The sequence below is a fragment of the Pseudomonas sp. JUb42 genome (assembly GCF_024807945.1).
Taxonomy (GTDB): Bacteria; Pseudomonadota; Gammaproteobacteria; order Pseudomonadales; family Pseudomonadaceae; genus Aquipseudomonas.
This window is the reverse complement of the sequence record NZ_JANUFD010000007.1, coordinates 307,420-323,877: the sequence shown is the minus strand read 5'-3', so window position 1 is coordinate 323,877 and position 16,458 is coordinate 307,420. Positions and strand designations below refer to the sequence as shown.

At 61.9% G+C, this 16,458-nt stretch carries 11 protein-coding genes; all 11 read left to right on the top strand.

Going from position 1 to position 16,458, the window contains the following annotated elements; translation table 11 throughout:
- The first annotated feature begins 22 nt into the window (after positions 1 to 22).
- The 11 genes from choW (at position 23) to yccS (ending at position 16,392) form a co-directional block, all read left to right on the top strand.
- The gene (gene choW / locus M2401_RS16290) at positions 23 to 868 is read left to right on the top strand and encodes a choline ABC transporter permease subunit (RefSeq protein ID WP_259104368.1); all 846 of its coding nucleotides are present in this window, start codon (positions 23 to 25) and stop codon (positions 866 to 868) included.
- Positions 865 to 2,043, top strand: a complete 1,179-nt coding sequence (choV, locus tag M2401_RS16285) for a choline ABC transporter ATP-binding protein (RefSeq protein WP_259104366.1) — start codon at positions 865 to 867, stop codon at positions 2,041 to 2,043. Before choW ends, choV begins: the two co-directional genes overlap by 4 nt.
- 326 nt (positions 2,044 to 2,369) lie before the next feature.
- A complete protein-coding gene (gene betI / locus M2401_RS16280) occupies positions 2,370 to 2,963 on the top strand; it encodes a transcriptional regulator BetI (RefSeq protein WP_259104365.1) in 594 nt (197 codons plus the stop codon).
- 44 nt (positions 2,964 to 3,007) lie between these two features.
- The gene (gene betB / locus M2401_RS16275) at positions 3,008 to 4,480 is read left to right on the top strand and encodes a betaine-aldehyde dehydrogenase (RefSeq protein ID WP_259104363.1); all 1,473 of its coding nucleotides are present in this window, start codon (positions 3,008 to 3,010) and stop codon (positions 4,478 to 4,480) included.
- Between the two features lie 133 nt (positions 4,481 to 4,613).
- The gene (gene betA / locus M2401_RS16270) at positions 4,614 to 6,299 is read left to right on the top strand and encodes a choline dehydrogenase (RefSeq protein WP_259104361.1); all 1,686 of its coding nucleotides are present in this window, start codon (positions 4,614 to 4,616) and stop codon (positions 6,297 to 6,299) included.
- A gap of 329 nt (positions 6,300 to 6,628) precedes the next feature.
- Positions 6,629 to 8,071 carry a TldD/PmbA family protein gene (locus M2401_RS16265; RefSeq protein WP_259104360.1) on the top strand — a complete coding sequence of 481 codons (1,443 nt, stop codon included), beginning with the start codon at positions 6,629 to 6,631 and terminating at the stop codon, positions 8,069 to 8,071.
- A complete protein-coding gene (locus M2401_RS16260) occupies positions 8,071 to 9,396 on the top strand; it encodes a TldD/PmbA family protein (RefSeq protein WP_259104359.1) in 1,326 nt (441 codons plus the stop codon). Before M2401_RS16265 ends, M2401_RS16260 begins: the two co-directional genes overlap by 1 nt.
- Before the next feature lie 230 nt (positions 9,397 to 9,626).
- Complete coding sequence (mdtD, locus tag M2401_RS16255; RefSeq protein WP_259104358.1) at positions 9,627 to 11,069, top strand: multidrug transporter subunit MdtD; 1,443 nt, start codon at positions 9,627 to 9,629, stop codon at positions 11,067 to 11,069.
- Between the two features lie 240 nt (positions 11,070 to 11,309).
- Positions 11,310 to 12,689 carry an ATP-dependent RNA helicase DbpA gene (gene dbpA, locus M2401_RS16250; RefSeq protein ID WP_259104357.1) on the top strand — a complete coding sequence of 460 codons (1,380 nt, stop codon included), beginning with the start codon at positions 11,310 to 11,312 and terminating at the stop codon, positions 12,687 to 12,689.
- 105 nt (positions 12,690 to 12,794) lie between these two features.
- The gene (locus M2401_RS16245) at positions 12,795 to 13,973 is read left to right on the top strand and encodes an NAD(P)/FAD-dependent oxidoreductase (RefSeq protein WP_259104356.1); all 1,179 of its coding nucleotides are present in this window, start codon (positions 12,795 to 12,797) and stop codon (positions 13,971 to 13,973) included.
- Positions 13,974 to 14,202: 229 nt separating this feature from the next.
- Positions 14,203 to 16,392, top strand: a complete 2,190-nt coding sequence (yccS, locus tag M2401_RS16240) for a YccS family putative transporter (RefSeq protein WP_259104355.1) — start codon at positions 14,203 to 14,205, stop codon at positions 16,390 to 16,392.
- Positions 16,393 to 16,458 lie beyond the last annotated feature (66 nt).

The following is a 16,458-nucleotide window of genomic DNA, read 5'->3' as shown; positions in this document are numbered from 1 at the left end:
CCGTATGTGGACAATCGATACCATGCTGACTGATCACAAACTCCCCCTGGGGCAGTACATCGCCGCCTTCGTCGAATGGTTGACGCGGCACGGCGCCAACTACTTCGACGCAATCGCCTCCACCCTGGAAGCGATGATCCACGGCCTGACGTTTGCCCTGACCTGGTTCAATCCGCTGGTATTGATTGGCTTGATCGCACTGCTGGCTCATTACATTCAACGCAAGTGGGGCCTGACCGCCTTTGTCGTCATTTCGTTTCTGCTGATCCTCAACCTGGGGTACTGGCAAGAAACCATGGAGACCCTGGCCCAAGTGCTGTTCGCGACCCTGGTCTGTGTAGTGATCGGCGTGCCATTGGGCATCGTCGCCGCACACAAGCCGATGTTCTACACGGCGATGCGTCCGGTCCTCGACCTGATGCAGACCGTTCCTACCTTCGTTTACCTGATCCCGACCCTGACCCTGTTCGGTCTGGGTGTGGTACCCGGCCTGATCTCCACGGTGGTGTTCGCCATCGCCGCGCCGATCCGCCTGACCTACCTGGGCATCCGCGATGTGCCCCATGAACTGCTCGACGCCGGTAAAGCCTTTGGCTCCTCGCGCCGCCAGTTGCTGACCCGCATCGAGCTGCCGTACGCCATGCCGAGCATCGCTGCCGGTATCACCCAATGCATCATGCTGTCGCTGTCGATGGTGGTTATTGCGGCACTGGTAGGCGCTGACGGTCTGGGCAAACCCGTGGTCAACGCATTGAACACCGCTGATATCGCCCTGGGCTTCGAAGCCGGCCTGGCGATCGTATTGCTGGCAATCATGCTCGACCGAATCTGCAAGCAACCTGACGCAAAGGTGAGGTCTGACGCATGAGCATCATCAAATTCGACAACGTCGATGTGATCTTTTCCAAGGATCCACGCGAAGCACTGAAACTGCTGGACCAGGGCAAGACCCGCGAGCAGATCCTGAAACAGATCGGCCAGATCGTCGGCGTGGAAAAAGCCACGCTGGAAGTCGAGAAAGGCGAAATCTGCGTGCTGATGGGCCTGTCCGGTTCGGGCAAGTCCAGCCTGCTGCGCTGCATCAACGGCCTCAACACCGTCAGCCGTGGCAAGCTGTTCGTCGAGCATGAAGGCGCGCAGATCGACATCGCCCACTGCACCCCGGCAGAACTGAAACTGATGCGTACCAAGCGCATCGCCATGGTGTTCCAGAAGTTCGCCCTGATGCCTTGGCTGACCGTTCGCGAGAACATCAGCTTCGGCCTGGAAATGCAGGGTCGTCCGGAAAAAGAACAGCGCAAGCTGGTGGACGAGAAGCTGGAACTGGTTGGCCTGACCCAATGGCGCAACAAGAAGCCGGACGAGCTGTCCGGCGGCATGCAGCAGCGCGTCGGCCTGGCCCGCGCCCTGGCGATGGATGCCGACATCCTGCTGATGGACGAACCGTTTTCGGCCCTCGACCCGCTGATCCGCCAGGGTCTGCAGGACGAGCTGCTGGACCTGCAAGCCAAGCTGAGCAAGACCATTGTTTTCGTGAGCCACGACCTGGACGAAGCCCTCAAGCTGGGCAGCCGTATCGCCATCATGAAAGACGGCCGGATCATCCAGTACAGCGTGCCGGAAGAAATCGTCCTCAACCCGGCCGACGAGTACGTGCGTACGTTCGTCGCCCACACCAACCCGCTCAACGTACTGTGCGGCCGCAGCCTGATGCGCACCGTGGATAACTGCACCCGCGTCAACGGCGAGCTGTGCCTGGATCCGGGCGGCGATTCGTGGCTGAGCCTCAAGGATGGCAACACCATCCAGGGCGCACGCCAGGGCGCGACCCAGTTCGACCTGCAAAGCTGGACACCGGGCCAGGCGGTAGAAGGCCTGGACCGTCGTCCAACCGTCGTGCACTCCAATATCGGCATGCGTGAAGCGTTGCAGATTCGCTACCAGACCGGCAACAAGCTGGTGCTGCAAGAGGGCAATCAAGTGGTTGGCATCCTCGGCGACACCGAGCTGTATCACGCGTTGCTGGGCAAGAATCACGGTTGATCATGTAGGACCGAATTCAGAGGGGAGCGAGTTCTGTGGGAGCGAATTCATTCGCGAAGAGGCCTGTACATTCGATGCATTTATATCGCCTGATACAACGCCTTCGCGAATGAATTCGCTCCCACAATTTACCTCTCAAAGCTCGCTTACATAGAACAACACGTAACACCAGACGTCAGCCGGATGCTGACCGGATAAACCGCAGTTAACTGCTTTTTGTCACGTCCATGGTTTTTTGTTGATTGAGCGTTCAATAAAAAAACCCTAGACTGGCCAATGCCTTGAATGGCCAGGCAATGACTCCGGACACAAGGAGAAACACCGTTATGCCCAAGGTCGGAATGCAACCCATCCGTCGCCAGCAGTTGATCCAGGCCACGCTCAGCGCGGTGGACCAGGTGGGCATGGGCGATGCCAGCATTGCCTTGATCGCACGGTTGGCGGGGGTCTCCAACGGCATTATCAGCCACTACTTTCAGGACAAGAACGGCCTGATCGCGGCGACCATGAGTTACCTGATGCGCGCCCTGAGTGAGGGCGTCACCCTGCGCCGCCTGGCGTTGCGCGATGACAACCCCAGGTCGCATCTGCAAGTGATCATCGAGGGCAACTTCGATGCCAGCCAGGTCAACGGCCCGGCGATGAAAACCTGGCTGGCCTTCTGGGCTTCCAGCATGCACCACCCGACATTGCACCGGTTGCAGCGGATCAACGATCACCGCCTGTATTCCAACCTGTGCTGCCAGTTCCGCCGCGTGCTGCCGCTGGAACAGGCGCGCACCTCGGCCCGGGGGCTGGCGGCATTGATCGACGGATTATGGCTGCGCGGCGCGCTGTCGGGGGATGCCTTCGACACCGAGCAGGCGCAGCAGATTGCTTACGAATATATGGATTTCCAACTGGCCAAGGCGCTGCACTGATGCGCTGACACGCCCGGCAACTCAACGAATCTCGCGAGGACTCTATGGCCCGTTTCGAACTGCAAAAACTCTACATCGATGGCGCCTACGTCGATGCCACCAGTGGCACGACCTTCGAAGCCATCAACCCGGCCAACGGTGAAGTCCTCGCGGAGGTACAGCGCGCCAGCCAGGCCGACGTGGAGCGTGCCGTGGAAAGCGCGGAAAAGGGCCAGAAGATCTGGGCCGCCATGACCGCCATGGAGCGTTCGCGCATCCTGCGTCGTGCCGTTGAGATCCTTCGCGAGCGCAACGACGAACTGGCCGACCTGGAAACCCTCGACACCGGCAAGGCCGTGTCGGAAACCCGCTATGTCGATATCGTCACCGGTGCCGACGTACTGGAATACTACGCTGGCCTGGTGCCCGCCATCGAAGGCGAGCAGATCCCCCTGCGCACCACATCGTTCATCTACACCCGTCGCGAGCCCCTGGGCGTCGTCGCCGGTATCGGCGCCTGGAACTACCCGATCCAGATCGCCCTGTGGAAATCCGCCCCGGCCCTGGCTGCCGGTAACGCGATGATCTTCAAGCCCAGCGAAGTGACGTCCCTGACCACCCTCAAGCTGGCAGAAATCTACACCGCTGCGGGCGTGCCCAATGGCGTGTTCAACGTCCTGACCGGCAGCGGTCGCGAAGTCGGCACCTGGCTGACCGAGCACCCGCGCATCGAGAAAATCTCTTTCACCGGCGGCACCGACACCGGCAAGAAAGTCATGGCCAGCGCCTCGAGCTCGTCGCTCAAGGACGTGACCATGGAACTGGGCGGCAAGTCGCCGCTGATCATTTTCGACGACGCCGATCTGGACCGCGCCGCCGACACCGCGATGATGGCCAACTTCTACAGCTCCGGTCAGGTCTGCACCAACGGCACTCGCGTGTTCGTGCCCAGCTCGATGAAAGCCGCGTTCGAAGCCAAGATCGTCGAGCGCGTCAAACGCGTACGCGTCGGCAACCCGCAGGATGAAAACACCAACTTCGGCCCGCTGGTCAGCTTCGCCCATATGGAAAGCGTGCTCGGCTACATCGCCAAGGGCAAGGCAGAAGGCGCCCGCGTACTGTGCGGCGGCGAACGCCTGAGCGAAGGCGAACTGGGCAAGGGCGCCTTCGTCGCACCGACCGTGTTCACCGACTGCACCGATGACATGACCATCGTGCGCGAAGAAATCTTCGGTCCGGTGATGAGCATCCTCAGCTACGAAACCGAAGAAGAAGTGATCCGCCGCGCCAACGACACCGAGTTCGGCCTGGCCGCCGGTATCGTCACCCGCGACCTGAACCGCGCGCACCGCGTGATTCATCAGCTCGAAGCCGGTATTTGCTGGATCAACGCCTGGGGCGAGTCCGACGCCAAGATGCCGGTCGGCGGCTACAAACAATCGGGCGTGGGCCGTGAGAACGGCATCAGCTCGCTGGCGCAGTTCACCCGGATCAAGTCGGTGCAGGTTGAGTTGGGCGAGTACGTCTCGGTCTTTTAAGCAGCTCCAAGCTCCAAGCGACAAGCTTCAAGCGGCAAGCCAGATCAAACGCAGCTTGAACTACCGCTCATCGACCGCAGCAACACGCGAACTGCTTTTCCTTGCAGCTTGCAGCTCCCCATGGAGATATCTCTTGGAATACGACTACATCATCATCGGCGCAGGTTCGGCCGGTAACACCCTGGCAGCCCGTCTCACCGAAGACCCGGGCGTCACCGTGCTGCTGCTGGAAGCAGGCGGCCCGGACTATCGGTTTGATTTCCGTACCCAGATGCCCGCCGCCCTGGCCTTTCCGCTACAGGGCCGCCGCTATAACTGGGCCTACGAGACCGACCCCGAGCCGCACATGAACAACCGCCGCATGGAGTGCGGTCGCGGCAAGGGCCTGGGTGGCTCGTCGCTGATCAACGGCATGTGTTACATCCGTGGCAACGCCATGGACTACGACGGCTGGGCCAAGTTGCCGGGCCTGGAAGACTGGACCTATCTCGACTGCCTGCCGTATTTCCGCAAGGCGGAAACCCGCGATATCGGCCCCAACGATTACCACGGCGGCGACGGTCCGGTCAGTGTGACCACGCCCAAGGCCGGCAATAATCCGCTGTTCCATGCCATGGTCGAAGCAGGCGTTCAAGCCGGTTACCCGCGTACCGACGACCTCAACGGTTATCAGCAGGAAGGCTTTGGCCCGATGGACCGCACCGTGACCCCGCAAGGCCGTCGCGCCAGTACTGCGCGCGGTTACCTGGACGAAGCGAAGAAACGCACGACCCTGACCATCGTCACCCACGCCCTGACCGATCGCATCCTCTTCGAAGGCAAGCGTGCCATCGGCGTGACGTATCTGGTCGGCGACAGCAATACCCCGACCGAGGCCCGCGCACGCAAGGAAGTACTGCTATGCAGCGGCGCCATCGCCTCGCCACAAGTGCTGCAACGCTCCGGCGTCGGCCCGGCGCAAGTGCTGAAGAAGCTCGACATTCCCGTGGTTCATGACCTGCCGGGGGTCGGCCAGAACCTGCAGGATCACTTGGAAATGTACCTGCAATACGCCTGCACCCAGCCAGTGTCGCTGTATCCGTCGTTGCTGTGGTGGAACCAGCCACCCATTGGCGCGAAATGGATGTTCCTCGGCAAGGGCATTGGCGCCAGCAACCAGTTCGAGGCCGGTGGTTTTATCCGCTCCCGTGCGGAATTCGAATGGCCGAATATTCAGTACCACTTCCTGCCCGTGGCGATTAATTACAACGGCAGCAACGGCGTGAAAGAGCACGGCTTTCAGGCCCACGTCGGCTCGATGCGCTCGCCCAGCCGTGGCCGGGTGCAGATCAAATCCAAGGATCCGCGCGAGTACCCGAGCATCCTGTTCAATTACATGGCCACCGAACAGGACTGGCAGGAGTTCCGCGACGGCATCCGCCTGACCCGGGAGATCATGCAGCAGCCAGCGCTGGACCCGTACCGTGGCCGCGAGATCAGCCCCGGCATCGAGGTGCAGACCGACGAGCAACTCGACAAGTTTGTCCGCGAACACGCCGAGACCGCGTTCCACCCGTCCTGCTCGTGCAAGATGGGCACCGACGATATGGCTGTGGTCGACGGCGAAGGCCGCGTGCATGGCATGCAGGGTCTGCGCGTGGTCGATGCCTCGATCATGCCGATCATCACCACCGGCAACCTCAATGCGCCAACGATCATGATCGCCGAGAAAATCGCCGACAAGATCCGTGGCCGCAAACCGCTGCCGCGCAGCACGGCGGCGTATTTCGTTGCCGGAGAACGGCCGGTGCGGGGCAAGCCTGTGCGGGAGATTAAATAGGAACCTTGTAGGACCGCCTTTTGCCGGGAGGTGTCGGCACGGTCGATACACCTCTATCGCCAGCCCTTGCGACCTCCCGGCTAAAGCCGGTCCTACATACGTGCATCGCTTGATGCTCGCTCTCCAGAGGCCTACTCTAGACGCATTGTTTCAACGCTAAATGCCTGCTCATGGTCATTCTGGTGGGAGCGAATTCATTCGCGAAGGCGGCATTCCAGGCGACGATAATTTATCGATGTGCGGGCCTCTTCGCGGATGAATCCGCTCCCACAGGGATTTCGCAACGTCAGGACTTGCGTAACTTCACTCCAAAATCGGAGCTGCCCTGCATGTTCGATCTCTCCGCCCAGCTCAAGCAGCGGTTTGCCGCCCTGCGCAGCCGAGCCCAGTTCTTCTCCCTGCGTTACGTCAAACAGACCAGCCAACACCTTTCGGTGCGCAAGAACGTCGCCGAGCCGCCGCACCTGAGCAGCGACGAAGGCGCGATGCTCACCGTGCGCCTCAATGGCGTGGAAGCCTACGCCGCCACCAATGACGTTTCCCTGCGCGGTTTGCAGGCGGCTTTGGAGCAGGCAGAAGAGCAGGCCCGGCGTCTGGCGCCCCATGCGTTGCTCGACCTGAGTGAACAAGCGGTGTCGACCGCCCAAGCCGACTACCTGTCGCCCAATCAGCACCTGCTGTTCCCGTCCCTGAGCGATTGCTACGCGTTGCTTGCGCAGGAATCAGCCGCCGTGCCCGCCGACTCACGACTGGTGAACTGGCAGGTCAGCCTGGGCCTGGAAAACGTCGAGCAGATCTACCTGAATAGCGCAGGCGCCGAGATTCGTCAGGCCCAACGCTTTGTTTTCCCCGGCATGAGCGTCACCGCCTACGACGGCCAGGACAGCCAGAGCCGCAGCCTGGGTCGGGAAAACTTTGGTCAGCAGGGCGGCGCCGAAGTCATCGCCCAGTGCGGACTGATCGGCGCGGCGGCCAAAGTCGCCGATCAGGCGCTGCAACTGATCATGGCGCCCAATACGCCACAGGGTCCGCGCGACCTGCTGTTGCTGCCGGACCAGATGACTTTGCAGATCCATGAATCCATCGGCCACCCGCTGGAACTGGACCGTATCCTCGGCGACGAGCGCAATTACGCCGGCACCAGCTTCGTCAAAGCCAGCGACTTCGGCCATCTGCAATACGGCTCCAGTCTGCTCAACGTGACCTTCGACCCGGAGATTCCCGAGCAACTCGCCAGTTATGCCTTCGACGATGACGGCACTGCCGCCAGCAAGCAGTTTCTGATCCGCGACGGCCTGCTGGAGCGGCCGTTGGGTGGCGCACTGTCGCAGTTCCGCGCCGGGCTGCCGGGCGTAGCCAACAGCCGCGCCTGCAGCTGGAACCGCCCGCCCATCGATCGCATGGCCAACCTCAATATCGAGCCCGGCGACAAGACGATGGAACAGCTGATCGGCGGCATCGAGCGCGGCATCCTGATGTCGACCAACCGCTCATGGTCCATCGACGATGCGCGCAACAAATTCCAGTTCGGCTGCGAGTGGGGCCAGTTGATCGAGAACGGTGAACTCAAGGGCGTGGTCAAGAACCCCAACTACCGGGGCATTTCCGCGCAGTTCTGGCGCAACCTCAGCGCCGTGGGCGACGCCACCACCTTCAAGGTGTTGGGCACGCCCAACTGCGGCAAGGGCGAACCCAACCAGGTGGTGCGGGTCGGGCATGCGTCGCCAGCCTGCGTATTCTCTTCGGTCGATGTATTTGGAGGGGATGCCTGATGTCCCATCAACAGCAGTTTGAAGATCTGGTCGCGACGCTCAAGGGCGCGCTGACCGGCACGGAACAATTCACCCTGGCCTACAGCGCCGAGGTCTCGGACTTCATCCGCTTCAACCACGCCAAGGTGCGCCAGGCCGGGCGGGTGCAACAGGCCAGCCTGAGTTTCAAGCTGATCGACGACGGCCGCCATGCCGACCTGCAACTGACCCTCGCGGGCGACACCGAGGTGGATCGTCAGCGCTTGCACGACGCGTTGCAGCAGTTGCGCGAAACCCTGATCCTGCTGCCTCGCGATCCGTATCTGCTGCCCAATACCCAGGACTGGTTCAGCAGCCAGGTACAGAGCCAGCCGCTGCCGGACGCCACCCATGTGGTCGAGCGCATCGACAGTCTGGCTGCGGGTCTGGATCTGGTCGGTTTCTACGCCGCCGGGCCGCTGTATCGCGGCTTTGCCAGTTCCTGGGGCGCGCTGGGCTGGCATCAGGCCAATAGCTTCAATTTCGACTGGAGCCTGTTTCACACCAACGGCCAGGCGGTTAAAGCCAATTACGCCGGACATACCTGGGATGACGACGCCTTCGCCCGACGCCTGCAACTGGCGCGCGAGCAACTGGAGTTTCTCGGCCAGCCCCTGCGCACCCTGGCTCCCGGCCAATACCGCGCCTATCTGGCCCCGGCGGCGCTGGAAGAAGTCATGAGCATGCTCTGCTGGGGCGGCTTCTCGGCCCAGGACCTGGCCAGCAAAAGCAGCCCGTTGCAGCGCCTGTACAACGGCGACGTGCAGCTCAGCCCGTTGGTGAGCATCGATGAGCAGGTCATTGGTTCGCTGTCGCCGGCGTTCTCCGGCGAAGGTTATCCGCGTCGGGATCTGTCGCTGATCGCAGGCGGCGTGGCCAGGGAACAACTGGTCGGCTCCCGCAGCGCCGCCGAGTACAACCTGCAAGCCAACGGCGCCGGTTGGGGCGAGTCGCCCAGTGCCTTGAGCATGGCGCCGGGGACTCTGGCGCTCGAGGACATTCTGCACAAGCTCGGCACCGGCCTGTATATCAGCAACCTCTGGTATCTGAACTACTCCGACCAACCGGCCGCGCGCCTGACCGGCATGACCCGCTTTGCCACTTTTTGGGTGGAGGACGGCAAGATCCAGGCACCGGTCAGCACCATGCGTTTCGATGACAGCGTATACAGCCTGCTGGGCAGCGCACTTGAAGAATTGACCGCAGAGCGGGAACTCCTGCTCTCGGCCAGTACCTATAGCCAGCGCCAGACCGATTCCAATCATCTGCCGGGGGCGCTGATCAGCCGCCTGACTTTGACCTTGTAGTACAGGATTGGGGGATTTATTGGGGCACTCTGTGGAGACAGATTCTGTGGGAGCGAATTTATTCGCGAAGAGGCCAGTACATTCGACGCTCATCTGTTGCCTGAACGACAGCTTTCGCGAATGAATTCGCTCCCACGATTCGCGCTCTCAAACCGCGCCAACAGGACTGCCCCCATAATTTGCCTCCACAAGATTCATCTCAAAGAATAATCAAAGGACCCCTGCCCCACATGCCCACCACCACGCCGATTCTGGATGCCCAAACCCTGCGCTGGCTGCCCTGGGTGGTCGCCATCGCTTTCTTCATGCAAAGCCTGGACGGCACGATCCTCAATACCGCGCTGCCGTCCATGGCCCATTCGCTGTCCGAAGATCCGCTGCGCATGCAGTCGGTGATCATCGCCTACATGCTGACCATCGCCCTGCTGATCCCGGCATCGGGCTGGCTGGCGGATCGCTTCGGCATCAAGCAGATCTTCTTCAGCGCCGTGCTGCTGTTCAGCTTCGGCTCGCTGCTGTGTGCCCTGTCCTGGTCGCTGAACCTGCTGGTCGGTGCCCGAGTGATTCAAGGCCTCGGTGGTGCGTTGATGCTACCTATCGGGCGCCTGATCGTGCTGCGTGCCTACCCGCGTTCGGAACTGGTGCGGATCATGGGCTTCATCACCGTGCCCGGCCTGCTCGGCCCGTTGCTCGGCCCGACGTTGGGTGGCTGGATGGTGCAGTACCTGAGCTGGCACTGGATCTTCCTGATCAATATCCCCGTGGGCCTGGCGGGCTGCTACGCGATCAAGCGCTTCATTCCGGACTTGCAGGGCGGCGGACGGACCCGCTTTGACGGCGTCGGCTTCGTCCTGTTCGGCGCGGCAATGGTGCTGATCACCATCGCCCTGGAAGGTCTGGGTGAGTTGCATCTGTCGCACCTGCGGGTGGTCCTGCTGCTGTTCGGCGGCATGGGCTGTCTGGCGGCCTACTGGCTGCGCGCCGGGCATACCGCCGCGCCGCTGTTTTCACCGTCACTGTTCCGTACGCGCACCTTTGCGGTGGGCATCCTCGGCAACCTGTTCGCCCGCCTGGGCAGCGGCGCCCTGCCGTTCCTCGTACCCTTGCTGCTGCAAGTGGGCATGGGTTATTCGCCTGCTGAAGCGGGGATGAGCATGCTGCCTCTGGCGGCTTCGGCAATGATCGCCAAGTCCCTGGCCCGCTGGCTGATCGAGCGCCTGGGCTACCGCATCATCCTGACCGGCAACACCTTGCTGCTGGGCATCCTGCTGGCGAGCGTGGCACTGGTCGGCGCCGACACGCCGTACTGGGCCTTGCTGGCCCTGCTGGCCTGCCTGGGCGCGGTCAACTCTCTGCAGTTCACGGCGATGAACACCGTCACCCTGATCGACCTCGACGACGCCAGCGCCGCCAGCGGCAACAGCCTGCTGTCGGTGGTCGCGCAACTCTCCCTGAGCTTCGGCGTAGCTTGTGCCGCCGCCCTGCTCGGCGGCTTTACCGACCAGGTCGCGACCGGCGAAGTCAGCAGCGTTCTGGGCGCCTTCCAGCTGACCTTCCTCTCGGTGGGCGTACTGGCGATGTTCGCAGCCGGGATCTTCCTGCAACTACCATCCAAGACCACCGCCAAGGAAGCGACCCAGCCTGCGCGGCAGCCGACGGATGTTGAGCATTAACAGCAGGGCCGGTGGGAGCCGCCTTGGTGGCGATCGAGTGCGAAGCACTCGCAATGGCGTCAACGACTGACACGACGCCATCGCCAGCAAGCCGGCTCCCACCAAACCCCATTACACCCTGACATCCGCTTCGCAATCTGGCATACGTGCCCCCCAGAAATACGTCCACCCGGCGGGAGCCAGCCTGATGGCTTTGCGACCTGATACACTGCGCAACATTTTGTTTTGCAGGTTCAGACCGTGACCAACACCGCTTTCAATACTTTGCCCCTGTCCGCCGCCATGCTGGCTAACCTGGAGTCCCTTGGTTATGCCGAGATGACGCCGATTCAGGCGCAGAGCCTGCCGGTGATTCTCAAGGGCATGGACCTGATCGCCCAGGCTAAAACCGGTAGCGGCAAGACCGCTGCGTTCGGTATCGGCCTGCTGAACCCGATCAATCCACGGTATTTCGGCTGTCAGGCGCTGGTGTTGTGTCCGACCCGTGAACTGGCTGACCAGGTGGCCAAGGAAATCCGTCGCCTGGCCCGTTCCGAGGACAACATCAAGGTCCTGACCCTGTGTGGCGGCGTGCCGTTTGGCCCGCAAATCGGTTCCCTGGAACACGGCGCGCACATCATCGTCGGCACGCCCGGTCGTATCCAGCAGCACCTGCGCAAGGGCTCGCTGGTCCTCGACGGCCTGAATACCCTGATCCTCGACGAAGCCGACCGCATGCTCGACATGGGCTTCTACGACGCCATCGCCGACATCATCAGCCAGACCCCGGCCAAGCGGCAGACCCTGCTGTTCTCCGCCACTTACCCGGTGGGCATCAAGCAGTTGTCGTCCAAGTTCATGCGCGACCCGCAGACGGTCAAGGTCGAGGCGCTGCATGCCGACAGCCAGATCGAGCAGATTTTCTACGAGATTTCTCCCGAAGACCGCATGGACGCAGTCGTGAAGGTGCTCGCGCATTTCCGTCCGCAATCCTGCGTGGCGTTCTGTTTCACCAAACAGCAGTGCCAGGAAGTGGTCGATCACCTGACCGCCAAGGGCATCTCTGCCGTCGGCCTGCACGGCGACCTGGAGCAGCGCGATCGTGACCAGGTGTTGGCAATGTTTGCCAACCGCAGTACCTCGGTACTGGTCGCCACTGACGTCGCCGCGCGCGGTCTGGACATCGACGCGTTGGACATGGTGATCAACGTCGAGCTGGCCCGTGATTCGGAAATGCACATTCACCGCGTCGGCCGTACCGGTCGTGCCGGTGAGACCGGGATTGCCATCAGCCTGGTCGCCCCGTCGGAAAGCCAGCGTGCCCGCGCCATCGAAGAAATCCAGAAAGCCGCCCTGCAATGGAAGCAACTGGACGACCTGAAAAACGCTGGCGGTGGCCCGCTGCTGCCGACCATGAGCACTCTGTGCATCGGTTCCGGGCGCAAGGACAAGCTGCGCCCCGGCGACATCCTCGGCGCCCTCACCGGTGATGCCGGCATCCCCGGCGCCCAGGTCGGCAAGATCGCCATTTTCGACTTCCAGGCCTATGTCGCAGTCGAACGCAGCGTCGCCAAACAGGCGCTGGAGCGTTTGAACAACGGCAAAATCAAGGGCAAGTCGTTGCGCGTGCGCATTTTGTAATTCAAAAGCTTCGCGAATGAATTCGCTCCCACAGGTCATATTCAAGCTCCTGTGGGAGCGAATTTATTCGCGAATGCGTCATCCCAGATACCCGAGGAAACAGCAGTGCCCGTTACTGACGTAGTGATCATCGGCGCCGGTGCCGCCGGTTTGATGTGTGCCCTGACCGCCGCCAATCGCGGGCGCAAGGTGATGTTGATCGATCACGCCAACAAGCCCGGCAAGAAGATCCTCATGTCTGGCGGCGGGCGCTGCAATTTCACCAATATGTACACCGAGCCGGGCAATTTCCTCTCGCAGAACCCGCACTTCTGCAAGTCCGCCCTGGCCCGTTATACCCAGTGGGATTTCATCGAGATGGTCGGCAAGCATGGCGTGCCGTACCACGAGAAAAAGCTCGGCCAGCTGTTCTGCGATAACAAGTCCAGCGACATTCTGGAAATGCTCCTCGACGAATGTCAGAAGGCCGGTGCCAGCCTGCATATGGATACCTCGGTGCAGCAGATCGAAAAAACCGAAACCGGTTACTCGCTGAATACCACCCTCGGCACTCTCGATTGCACCTCTCTGGTCATCGCCACCGGCGGCCTGTCGATCCCGACCCTGGGCGCCACCGGCTTCGGCTATCAGGTGGGCAAGCAGTTCGGTCATGCCCTGCTGCCAACCCGCGCGGGGCTGGTGCCTTTCACCATCACCGATCAGCTAAAGGAATTGTGCGGCGAGCTGTCCGGTACTTCGGTGGATTGCCTGGTCAGCTGCAATGACATGAGCTTTCGCGAAAACATCCTGTTCACTCACCGGGGCCTGAGCGGCCCGGCGATTCTGCAGATTTCTTCGTTCTGGCACCCCGGCGATGCCGTGGAAATCAACCTGTTGCCCGACCATGACGCCGCCCAGTGGCTGGCCGAGCAACAGAGCGAGCGGCCCAACAGCGAGCTGAAAACCCTGCTGGGCGAGATCTTCACCAAGAAGATGGCCACCCTGATTGCCGAGCACTGGTTCGTGTCCAGGCCGATGAAGCAGTACACCCACGCAGAACTTGCCGATATCGCCAATCGCCTGGCGTGCTGGCAAGTGGTCCCGGCCGGCACCGAGGGCTATCGCACCGCCGAAGTGACCCTGGGCGGGATCGACACCCGCGAAGTGTCGTCCAAGACCATGGAGTCGCTGAAGTCACCGGGGCTGTATTTTATCGGCGAGGTGCTGGATGTCAGCGGCCACCTGGGCGGCTTCAACTTCCAGTGGGCCTGGGCGTCGGCCTATGCGGCGGCGCAGTACGTCTGACGGGCGGAGCGCCATCTTCTGTGGGAGCGAGGCTCGCCCGCGAAGAACAATATTTAGGTACGTCTGACACACCGCAGCGGCTATTTCGCGGGCAAGCCTCGCTCTCACATTAAATTTCTGTTGTTCGCTGGAATAAATTTTGCCTAACCGATGTACAGCCCGCCTTCCGGGCTGTACATATTCGTTCAGCGAAATCGATTAATTGCGTACAAGGCTGCTTTGTTCCTCTATGGCATCGACCTCCCTGCGTCAAACCTTCCGCCGCCTGTGGGCGCTGGACAAATTTAGTTACAGCGTGCGGGTATTTATCGCCCTGACCGGCAGCATGGCGCTGTGTTGGTATCAGGATGAGATGGGACTGCTGATCCCGCTGTTTCTGGGGATTATCGCCAGCGCCCTGGCTGAGACTGACGATAACTGGCAAGGCCGGCTCAATGCTCTGGCGGTGACCCTGGTGTGCTTCAGCGTCGCGGCGCTGTCGGTGGAGCTGCTGTTCCCGTATCCGTGGCTGTTCATCGTCGCCCTGGCGGTGGCGACCTTCTGCCTGATCATGCTCGGCGCCTTGGGCGAGCGTTACGGCGCGATTGCCTACGGCACCCTGATCCTGTCGGTCTACACCATGATCGGCGTCGACCAGCGCGGCGGCGAAGTCACTGACTTTTGGCACGAACCCATGCTGCTGGTGGCGGGCGCGGCCTGGTATGGCCTGCTCTCGGTGCTGTGGCAGGTGCTGTTTTCCAACCAGCCGGTGCAACAGGCCCTGGCCCGGCTATTCCGTGAGCTGGGGCAATATCTCAAGCTCAAGTCCTCGCTGTTCGAACCGATCCGCACCCTCGACGTCGAAGCCCGGCGCCTGGAGCTGGCCAAGCAGAATGGCCGGGTAGTCGCCGCCCTGAACGCGACCAAGGAAATCATCCTGCACCGGGTCGGCAGCAACCGCCCCGGCTCCAAGGTCAGCCGTTATCTGAAGCTGTACTTCCTCGCTCAGGACATTCACGAGCGCGCCAGTTCTTCGCACTACCCCTACAACTCCCTGGCCGAAGCGTTTTTCCACAGCGACGTGCTGTTCCGCTGCCAGCGCCTGCTGCGTCAGCAGGGCTCGGCGTGCAAGGCATTGTCGGAGTCGATCCAGTTGCGCCAGCCGTTCGTCTACGACGACAGTTTTGCCGACGCCATGGAAGACCTGCATGCGTCCCTGGAACACCTGCGCATCCAGAGCAACCCCGCTTGGCGCGGCCTGCTGCGTTCATTGCGCGCCCTGACCAGCAACCTCAGCACCCTCGACCGACTGCTGCGCGATGCCAGTAACCCGGACGCCCTGGCCGATGCCACCGATAGCAGCCTGCTGGATCGCTCGCCACAGAACCTCAAGGACATCTGGAACCGCCTGCGCCTGCAACTGACGCCGACCTCCCTGGTGTTCCGTCACGCCCTGCGCCTGCCCCTGGCGGTCTGCGTGGGTTACGCCATGGTGCATTTGATCCACCCGTCACAGGGCTACTGGATCATCCTCACCACAGTGTTCGTCTGCCAGCCGAGCTACGGCGCCACGCGGCGCAAGCTGGGCCAGCGGATCATTGGTACGGCCATCGGCCTGACGGTCGGCTGGGCGCTGTTTGATCTGGTCAGCAGCCCATTGCTGCAATCGATGTGTGCGGTACTGGCCGGGGTGGTGTTCTTCGTCAACCGCACCACGCGCTACACCCTGTCCACGGCGGCGATCACAGTGATGATCCTGTTCTGCTTCAATCAGGTAGGCGACAGTTACGGGCTGTTCCTGCCACGGCTGTTCGACACCCTGCTGGGCAGCCTGATTGCGGGCCTTGCAGTATTCCTGTTCCTGCCGGACTGGCAGGGTCGGCGCCTGAACAAGGTGCTGGCCAACACCCTGACCTGCAACAGCATCTACCTGCGCCAGATCATGCAGCAGTACGCTGCGGGCAAGAGCGACGACCTGGCCTACCGCCTGGCCCGGCGCAACGCCCACAACGCCGACGCGGCGCTGTCGACCACCCTGGCCAATATGCTGATGGAGCCGGGGCATTTCCGTAAGGAGGCCGATATCGGTTTCCGCTTCCTGGTGCTGTCCCACACCCTGCTCAGCTACCTGTCAGGCCTCGGCGCGCACCGCGGCACCGAACTGCCCGCCGAGATGCGCGAGCACGTCATCGACGGCGCCGGGGTCAAACTGGCAGAAAGCATCAACGAGATCGCTCAGAGCCTGGCCGACAAGCAACCCGTGGCAATCCAGAGCGACAGCGAAGAGGCCCTGGCCACCGAGCTTGAGCAGATGCCCGACGAGATGGATGAAAATCAGCGTCTGGTGCAGACCCAGCTGGCATTGATCTGCCGTCAGCTAGGGCCGCTGCGGACCCTGGCGGCGCATCTGATCAAGGAGCATGAGGCAGCAACAGCCTGAAGCTGCAAGAGCCGTAGGAGCAGTTTGTGGGAGCCGGCTTGCTGGCGATCGAGTGCGAAGCGCTCG